We start from the raw sequence: 9,309 nt of genomic DNA on the forward strand, positions 1-9,309 counted from the left end.
CCAATAGCTGATCGTGGCCAGAACCATCGGCACCTTGGTATCCTGAATGCCGCGCAACAGGCCCAGCGCCACGACCTGTGTCGCATCCACCAATTGAAACAACCCCGCCGCCGCCAACAGCGACACACCCAGCGCAATCACCTGCCCGCGCGCCGGATCGTCCGGCGACAGGAACAGGCCCAGCAATGCCTCGGGCACGGTCAGGAACGCCGCCATCGTGGCCACAGCAAACGCCAGCGAAAGCGCGATGACCACAATCGCTCCGCGCCGCACCGCCACCCTGTCGCCCGCTCCGCGCGCCCGCCCGGCCCGCACCGTCCCGGCCGAACTCAGCCCCAGATGCACCATGAACACCACTGACGCGATCTGTAGCGCAATCCCATGCGCCGCCAGCGGCAACGCCCCCAGCCAGCCCATCATCAACGACGACGCCCCGAACAGCCCGACCTCGGCCAGATTGGTCAGGCTGATCGGCCAGCCCAGCCGGAACACCTCGGCAAAGGCACCGGGATCGGGGCGCCAGAGCCGGTGAAACAACGCGTGTTCGGGCGTGGCAAAGGCGGCATAGAGGCCCAGCGCGATCAGCGACGCCACATGCACCGCGACCGATGCAATCGCCGCCCCGGTAATCCCCATTTCTGGCGCGCCCCAATGACCAAAGATCAGCGCGTAATTCACCACCGCATTCACCACCACCGCCGCTAAGGTGACGGTCAGGATCACCCGGGTGCGCTCAAGCGCTGAAAGAAAACTTTTCAGCACCATCACCCCCAACCCCGGCAGGATCGCCGGTCCGACGATCCGCAAATAGGTCTGGGCCAGCGCGGCGATATCCGCCTCTTGCCCCGCCGCGCGCAGCAATGGCCCCGACCACAGGAACAGCGGCAAAACCAGAAGGCCGAACAAGGTCGATATCCAAAGGCCCATCCGGGTAACGCGCCGCACCTTGCGCTGGTCCCCGGCCCCGGCGGCCGTCGCCACCAACGGCAGAACCGCAAAGGCAAACCCGGCCCCCATGATGAACAACACAAAGAACATCATCCCGGCCAGCGCCTGCGCCGCCAGCACCCGCACATCATACCAGCCCAGCATGACCGCATCGGTCAGCGTCACCGCATATTGCGCCAGATGGCTGCCGACCAGCGGCAGACCCAGCGTCAGCGTCGCCCGAAAATGCGCGGTATAAGATTGTTCAGAACCCATGGCCCCGCTTAGCGCCGCGCGGGACCTGCGTCCAGCGATCAGGGCTTGCGGGCGATCAGATCGACCAAGGCCGATTTGCCGGAATGGCCGACGCCTTCGTCGATTTCAGCGTCATAGTCTTCCAGCCGCAAAATCTCGAACCCATCGAACGCCTCGGCCAGCATCGGCACGGTATACATGTTCTCGACCACGCCCGGCCCGCCGGTGCCATAACCAACCTGACGCGGCGCATAGCCATGCAGCAACAACAGCCCGCCGGGTTTCAGCGCCCGCCGCAAGCCGTCAAAGATCTGCGCCCGCAGATCAGGCCCGACGAATTGGATAAAGATCGCCGCCACCACATCAAAGGCCGCGCCGTCCCAATCCCATTGCGTGATGTCACCCAGTTGAAAATCCACCTCGACCCCGCGCGCCTTGGCCAGCGCCCGGCCCTTGGCCAATCCGTTCGGCGCGAAATCAAAAGCCGTCACCGCCAGCCCCTGTTCGGCCAACCAAACCGAATTGCGCCCCTCGCCATCGGCCACCGCCAGCGCGGTTTGCCCGGCCTTCAGATAGGGTTCCGCCCGACGCAGGAACGCCGCCGGCTCGGTTCCGAATACATAGTCTTTGCCGCTGAACCGCTCATTCCACATCCTCAAACCTTTCCGTGTCCCAGCCTTTCCTCACACATAAGCCCGGCGCCGGAAATAGCCAGACCGCGCAACCCGATCGCGCGGCCCGGTCTTTTTCCTGGTCTAAATACTCATTCCTCGGCCGCACCCCCGTCACCACCCCGAGGCTTGCGCATATCCGGGTGCAGCGACGAGCCCAGAATATGTTCGGCGCGGTGGATCACATGCTCGGCCCGACCGACGATCAACGGATCAGGCGCATGGGCGATTTTCGCGTCCTTGCCGGGATAGTCCAGCGAATGCAGGAAATGCCGCATGCATTCCAGCCGCGCCCGTTTCTTGTCGTTCGACTTGATAATCGTCCACGGCGCGTCGGCGGTGTCGGTGTAAAAGAACATCGCCTCTTTGGCCTCGGTGTAATCTTCCCACTTGTCCAGACTGGCCTTGTCGATCGGCGACAGCTTCCAGCGTTTCAGCGGGTCAGTCTCACGCGAGGCAAAGCGGGCGCGCTGTTCGTCCTGCGTGACCGAGAACCAGTATTTATACAGCCGAATCCCCGAGCGCACCAACATCTGCTCCATCAGCGGCGTCTGGCGCATGAATTCCAGATATTCGCTGGGCGAGCAGAACCCCATCACCCGCTCGACCCCGGCGCGGTTATACCAGGACCGGTCGTAGAACACCATTTCGCCTACCGTCGGCAATTCGCGGATATAGCGTTGAAAGAACCACTGGCCCTTTTCTTCCCATGTCGGTTTGTTCAACGCGACCACCCGGGCCGAACGCGGATTGAGATGCTCCATGAAGCGCTTGATCGTGCCGCCCTTGCCTGCCGCATCGCGACCTTCGAACAGCACCACGAATTTCTGCTCGGTCTCTTGCGCCCAAAGCTGAACCTTCAGCAATTCGGCCTGCAACTTGGCCTTCTGCGCCTCATAGCTGCGGCGCGACATCTTTTCGGCATAGGGGTATTCGCCGGTTTCAAACGCATGCGCGATCGAGGCCGGGCTGGGCGCGGCTTTGCGGGTCTTGGTCTTGGGGGCGGCGCCGTTCAGCTCGGGCGTGATCGGGGACATGCATCTCTCCTTATTTTTTGAACCCGCCAACCCTAGCGCACTGACGCCATCCCCGCCTTGCGCAAGGTCAAAACCGCGATCCCCAGCGAACAGTTGACGTCACCTATTGCGAGAACTTACGATGCGTTTACCTTTAATGGTTGTATTGAAGGGCGTGCGTTCAGGCCGCGCCCATGGCGTTAGCCGCATTCGGGGGCATCGGTATGGCCGATACACGGTTCTGCACCGCAGGACGGAACCAGCATGGCAACTGGTTCATTGCCTGCAAGGACGCGCGCGTTGGCAGCAGTGCCCTGCTGGACCAGCTTGGGTATCACCATGACCGCTCGGACCCGCAGGATGGCCATTACGACGCCGCCGCCCGGCATATCCGCGACACCGGCGGGCTGTTCTGGACCACGAACGCGACCGATGAATACGTCACCATCGCCGGCATCCCCAACAGCGAACGCTAGGCCCGCGCGCTGCCAGCCCGGCCCGAAAATCTATTCCGCACCGTTCTTGCCCTTGCGGCTGCTTCACCATTGCCCCGTCGCCCCGGTCCTGCTCTAATGCCGGGTCAACAGAGCATAGAAAAAAGAGCAGCAAAAATGGCCGACGACCTGTTAGCGGCAGCTTCCGAAGATATTTATGACGCCTCGTCGATCGAGGTTCTCGAAGGGCTGGAGCCAGTGCGCCAGCGCCCCGGCATGTATATCGGCGGCACCGATGAACGCGCCTTGCACCATATGGTCGCCGAGATCCTTGATAACTCGATGGACGAGGCCGTCGCCGGTCACGCCAACCGTATCGAGGTTGAACTGCTTGAAGATTACTCGGTCCTTGTCCGCGATAATGGCCGCGGCATCCCGATTGATCCGCACCCGAAATTCCCCAACAAATCCGCGCTTGAGGTGATCCTGTGCACCCTGCACGCAGGCGGCAAGTTTTCCGGCAAGGCCTATCAGACCTCGGGCGGCTTGCATGGCGTCGGCAGTTCGGTGGTCAACGCCCTGTCCGACAGTCTGGTCGTGCAGGTGGCGCGCAATCGCGAATTGTTTGAACAGAGTTTCTCGCGCGGCTTGCCGCTGGGCCCGGTCGAAAAAATCGGTCCCGCGCCGAACCGCCGCGGCACCACCGTGACCTTTCATGCCGATGAACAGATCTTTGGCCACCACCGGTTCAAGCCAGCGCGGCTGTTCAAGATGGTGCGCTCAAAGGCCTACCTGTTCTCAGGGGTCGAAATCCGCTGGAAATCGGCAATCAGCGACGGCGAAACCCCGCAGGAAGCGACCTTTCATTTCCCCGGCGGCCTGTCCGATTATCTGCGGGAAACGCTGGGCAAAGCCGCGACCTATGCCGACACCCCGTTCGCCGGGCGTGTCGAATTCTCGGAGAAATTCAACGAGCCGGGCCGCGTCGAATGGGCGATCAACTGGACCCCGTCGCGCGACGGCTTCATCCAGTCCTATTGTAACACCGTGCCCACCCCCGAAGGCGGCACCCATGTCGCCGGGTTCTGGAACGCCATCCTGAAAGGCATCCGCGCCTATGGCGAGCTGATCAACAACAAGAAAGCCGCCCAGATCACCCGCGACGATCTGCTGGCGGGGGGCTGTGCGCTGGTCAGTTGCTTTATCGCCGACCCGTCCTTTGTCGGTCAGACCAAGGACCGGCTGTCGTCTGAATCCGCGCAAAAGATGGTCGAAGGCGCCGTCCGTGACCATTTCGACAACTGGCTGGCCGCCGATACCAAGGCTGCCGGGGCGATCCTTGATTATCTGGTGCTGCGGGCCGAGGAACGCCTGCGCCGCCGGCAGGAAAAAGAGACCCAGCGCAAATCAGCCACCAAGCGCCTGCGCCTGCCCGGTAAACTGGTCGATTGCTCAAGCGCCACGCGCGACGGCACCGAATTGTTCATCGTCGAAGGCGACAGCGCCGGTGGCAGCGCCAAGATGGCGCGTGACCGCAAGACTCAGGCGCTTTTGCCGCTGCGCGGGAAGATCCTGAACGTGCTGGGCGCCGCCAGTTCGAAACTGGGCACCAACGCCGAAATCAGCGACCTGACACAGGCGCTTGGCGTCGGGATGGGCACCAAGTTCAACGTCGAAGACCTGCGCTATGACAAGATCATCATCATGACCGATGCCGATGTCGATGGCGCCCATATCGCCAGCCTGCTGATGACGTTCTTCTTTACCCAGATGCGGCCGCTGATCGACCACGGCCACCTGTATCTGGCCTGTCCGCCGCTATACCGCCTGACTCAGGGCGCGCGGCGGGTCTATTGCCTTGATCAGGCCGAGCGCGACGACTGGCTGGCCCGCGGTCTGGGCGGCAAAGGCAAAATCGACGTGAGCCGGTTCAAAGGTCTGGGCGAGATGGACGCCAAAGACCTGAAAGACACCACCATGAACCCCGAAACCCGCAAGCTGATCCGGGTGACCATCGACGAGGACGAACCCGGCGAAACCAGTGATCTGGTCGAGCGCCTGATGGGGAAAAAGCCCGAGAAACGGTTTGAATACATCCAGGAGAACGCCCGGTTTGTGGAGGAGTTGGATGTGTGAGGGCAGGTCCAGAAATGAACGCAGAATTTGATATAAAAAATATTGTACCATTTTTACTTCCTGAACATTTTCAAAAGGTAGAGGATGCGAAGAAGAATAAAATTAGCTTTGTTCATTACACTAGCGCGGATTCTTTGTTAAAAATCCTCTCGGGAGGCATGTGGCTCCGGAACGCCCGCTTCATGAACGATTTCAGTGAAATTGATCACGGCGGAGAATGCCTCAGAAAAGCATGGAATAGTGGCTCTGGGCAGGAATTCAGGAAGCTACTAGATAATTTCTCCGAAGGTTTCTCGGACAAATTTTCAACGTTTTTCGATAGCTACAACCACTCTCGCACGTACGAGAGCTATCTGTTCTCGGTGGGAGAGCATGGAAGTGAAGCCACTAACGAGGACGAGTATGGAAGACTTTCTATGTGGCGAGCCTACGGAGGCAATGTAAATGTTGCCATCGTACTGAATCAAACAGCGTTCTTCAACGAGACTGACGCGCTAAGTGCCTACACCGTGCCTGTCGTGTACCGGACGGTTGAACAATTTGAATCCTATTTTGAAACGATCACGCCCCGGATTTCAGCCATTTTATCCGCCCGCTCCGGATTGGATCCCGACTTTCTCAAGGGTCAATTATTTTGGGCATTTCATTTTCTAACCTTGTCTATCAAACATCCTGGTTTTGAAGAAGAAAAAGAGTGGCGTGTCGTCTACTCACCAAATCATTGGAAGAGTACCAGTATTAAATCGAGTACAGAAGTCATCCAAGGCATCCCACAAAAGGTATTCACACTTAAATTGGAAAGCGATCCCAAGGTCGGACTGGTGGGGTTAAGTCCCGATGAATTGTTAAAAGAAGTCATTATCGGACCGACTGAGCCAGACTATGAAATCCCTCTACGCGACGCGATTGTCGCGAAGTTAGAAGAAGCTTCAGTGGCCGACGCGCGGAGCAAGGTTCGATTTTCAGGTATCCCACTTAGGCGCAACTAACAAAGGGCAGCGCCCGTCCCGGGGTGGGCGTGAAGCGCCCGCCCATGGGGCGGGTCGGGCGCTGTCCGGGCTGACGCCCGGGCGGTCAAACCCTTAAAACAGATCGCCTTGTTCGGGCGGTTTCGGGCTGTGGGATTTGCGCGCTGGTTTGCCGCCCACCGCGAACCGGCCATCGCGGAACTGGATTTCCAGCGCCGTCGCCGCCTCGGCCGCGGTCTTGCTGGTGATCACCTGATCGCCCGAGCGCACCACCGCATAGCCGCGCTGCAACGTCGCCTCATAGCCAAGCCCCTGCCGCATCCGCTCCAGCGCGTCCAACTGGCTGCGGCGGGTTTCGGTTTGGCGGGTGGCGACTTGCGACAGCCGGGCGCAGACCTGCGCCAGATCGCGGCGTTTGCGGTCCAGCTCGCGGGTCAGCGCCTCGGGGCGCAGGCGTTGTGACCGGGCGTCCAGTTGATCGCGTTTGGCGGCAAGGGCGCGGGTCAGGATGCCGGGGCGCAGATGGCCGGCGGTCTCGGCCAGTTGCACGCGCTTGCGCTGTGACGCCGCCCTCAGCGCCGGGTCCAGCCGGTCGCCCCATGTGTCCAGCCGCTGCCGCGCGCCTTCGACCAATTGCTGCGGCTTGGACAAGGCCCGCGCCAGATCCGACACGCGCTGTCGCCGCAGCGCCACCGCCTGCCCGATCCCCCGCGTCAGCCGCGCCCCCTGTTCCCCCACCCAGCCCAGCAATTCCAGCCGCACCGGCACCGCCATTTCCGCCGCTGCCGTGGGCGTTGGCGCCCGCCGGTCAGCGGCAAAGTCGATCAGCGTCGTGTCGGTCTCGTGCCCCACGGCCGAGATCAGCGGAATGTCTGACGCCGCCGCCGCCCGCACCACGATTTCCTCGTTGAACCCCCACAGATCCTCGATCGAGCCGCCGCCCCGCGCCACGATGATCAGGTCCGGTCGCGGCAGCGCCCCGCCGGGGGTCATGGCGTTGAACCCGGCAATTGCCCGCGCCACTTCGGCGGCGCAACTCTGGCCCTGCACCGCCACCGGCCAGACCAGAACCTTACGCGGAAACCGGTCACTCAGCCGGTGCAGGATGTCGCGGATCACCGCCCCCGATGGCGAGGTCACAACCCCGATCACCTCGGGCAGATAGGGCAGCGGCTGCTTGCGCTCGGGCGCGAACAGCCCCTCGGCGGCCAGCGCCTTTTTGCGCTTTTCCAGCATCGCCATCAGCGCGCCCTCGCCCGCCGGTTCGACATTGTCGACGATCAGCTGATAACGCGAGCCGCCGGGAAAGGTGGTCATGCGGCCGGTGGCGATGACTTCCATCCCCTCTTCGGGCTGCACCGCCATCCGCGCCACCTGCCCTTTCCAACTGACCGCGTTCAGAACCGCGCGGTCATCCTTCAGGTCGAAATACAAATGCCCCGAGCGCGGCCGCGACACCCGCCCGACCTCGGCCCGAACCCGGACATAGCCGAACTCGCCCTCAAGCACGCGTTTCACCGCGCCCGAGATTTCCGAGACGGTGTATTCATGGGCATTCTTGCCCGGTCCGGCGTCTTCGATAAGGTCTGACATGGCTGCTCGCTTGTCTTGTGCTGGCCCACAGCTTAGAACGCCGCAAACCGAAGGCCAAGCAGGGGCAGCAGATGAACATCCTTATTCTCGGCAGCGGCGGGCGTGAACACAGCCTTGCCTGGGCGATCAAGCAGAATCCGAAATGCGATCGCCTGATCGTGGCCCCGGGCAATGCCGGCATGGCAGACATCGCTGAATGCGCCGCCCTGAACATCGAAGACGGCGGCGCCGTCGTCACCTTTGCCGAAGAAAACGCCATCGACTTTGTCGTGATCGGCCCCGAAGCCCCGCTGGCCGCCGGTGTCGCCGACCGGCTGCGCGCCGCCGGGTTCCTGTGCTTTGGCCCCTCGAAAGAGGCCGCCCGGCTTGAAGCCAGCAAAGGCTTCACCAAGGAAATCTGCGACGCTTGCGGCGCGCCGACCGCGGGCTATGCCCGCTTTACCGAGGCCGAACCGGCCAAGGCCTATATCCGCAGCCAAGGCGCGCCGATCGTGGTCAAGGCCGATGGTCTGGCCGCTGGCAAGGGCGTGATCGTGGCGATGGATCTGGACAGCGCGCTTGACGCCATCGACGACATGTTCGGCGGCGAATTCGGCGCAGCGGGCGCCGAGGTGGTGATCGAGGAATTCATGGAGGGCGAAGAGGCCAGCTTCTTCATCCTCTCGGATGGCACCAACATCCTGCCCGTCGGCACCGCGCAAGACCACAAGCGCGTCGGCGACGGCGACACCGGCCCCAACACCGGCGGCATGGGCGCCTATTCGCCCGCCCCGATCATGGACGCCGCAGTCACGCAAAAGGCGCTGGACGAAATCGTCAAACCCACCGTCGATGAAATGGCCAAACGCGGCACCCCCTATCAGGGTGTGCTTTACGCCGGGTTCATGATCAAGGACGGCCAGCCGCGCCTTGTCGAATACAACGTCCGCTTTGGCGATCCGGAATGTCAGGTGCTGATGATGCGGCTGGGGGCTCAGGCGCTGGACCTGCTTCTGGCCTGCGCCGAAGGCCGTCTGGATCAGGCGCGGGTCAACTGGGCCGACGACCACGCGATCACCGTGGTGATGGCCGCGAATGGCTATCCCGGCGCATACGCGAAAGGCTCGGTCATCGGCGGACTGGAGGCCCTGCCCGAGGACAGCATGAACATGGTGTTCCACGCCGGCACCAAGGAAATCGACGGCAAGATCACTGCCAATGGTGGCCGGGTGCTGAACATCACTGCCCGCGGCGACAGCCTGATTGAGGCCCGCGACCGCGCCTATGCCATGGCCGAGGCCATCGACTGGCCCGAAGGCTTTTACCGCAA

The 9,309-nt window shown here is 62.1% G+C and carries 8 protein-coding genes; 4 read left to right on the plus strand and 4 right to left on the minus strand.

The window, feature by feature from the left end:
* The 3 genes from ABYW26_RS05985 to ppk2 all read right to left on the minus strand — a co-directional run.
* Positions 1 to 1,203: MATE family efflux transporter (locus tag ABYW26_RS05985; RefSeq protein WP_372603879.1), on the minus strand; the 1,203-nt coding region annotated here is incomplete at its 3' end.
* Between the two features lie 38 nt (positions 1,204 to 1,241).
* Entirely contained in the window at positions 1,242 to 1,835 is a 594-nt protein-coding gene (locus ABYW26_RS05990) for a cyclopropane-fatty-acyl-phospholipid synthase family protein (protein WP_372603880.1), read from the minus strand.
* Positions 1,836 to 1,945: 110 nt separating this feature from the next.
* Entirely contained in the window at positions 1,946 to 2,890 is a 945-nt protein-coding gene (gene ppk2, locus ABYW26_RS05995) for a polyphosphate kinase 2 (protein ID WP_372603881.1), read from the minus strand.
* Between the two features lie 173 nt (positions 2,891 to 3,063).
* Between ppk2 and ABYW26_RS06000 the strand changes: the two genes are divergently transcribed.
* From ABYW26_RS06000 to ABYW26_RS06010, 3 genes are all read left to right on the plus strand, one after another.
* The gene (locus ABYW26_RS06000; protein ID WP_372603882.1) at positions 3,064 to 3,345 is read left to right on the plus strand and encodes a hypothetical protein; all 282 of its coding nucleotides are present in this window, start codon (positions 3,064 to 3,066) and stop codon (positions 3,343 to 3,345) included.
* A gap of 135 nt (positions 3,346 to 3,480) precedes the next feature.
* Positions 3,481 to 5,439 (plus strand): DNA topoisomerase IV subunit B, encoded by a 1,959-nt coding sequence (gene parE / locus ABYW26_RS06005; protein WP_372603883.1) that lies wholly within the window; start codon positions 3,481 to 3,483, stop codon positions 5,437 to 5,439.
* A 14-nt stretch (positions 5,440 to 5,453) separates the two neighbouring features.
* The gene (locus ABYW26_RS06010; RefSeq protein ID WP_372603884.1) at positions 5,454 to 6,428 is read left to right on the plus strand and encodes a DUF2971 domain-containing protein; all 975 of its coding nucleotides are present in this window, start codon (positions 5,454 to 5,456) and stop codon (positions 6,426 to 6,428) included.
* A 93-nt stretch (positions 6,429 to 6,521) separates the two neighbouring features.
* On the opposite strand, the gene xseA is transcribed toward ABYW26_RS06010, so the two are convergent.
* A complete protein-coding gene (xseA, locus tag ABYW26_RS06015) occupies positions 6,522 to 8,000 on the minus strand; it encodes an exodeoxyribonuclease VII large subunit (RefSeq protein WP_372603885.1) in 1,479 nt (492 codons plus the stop codon).
* Between the two features lie 71 nt (positions 8,001 to 8,071).
* On the opposite strand from xseA, the gene purD reads away from it, so the two are divergent.
* A partial coding sequence (gene purD, locus ABYW26_RS06020) for a phosphoribosylamine--glycine ligase (protein ID WP_372603886.1) occupies positions 8,072 to 9,309 on the plus strand: 1,238 nt, incomplete at its 3' end.

Source organism: Actibacterium sp., assembly GCF_041584535.1.
Taxonomy (GTDB): Bacteria; Pseudomonadota; Alphaproteobacteria; order Rhodobacterales; family Rhodobacteraceae; genus Actibacterium_D.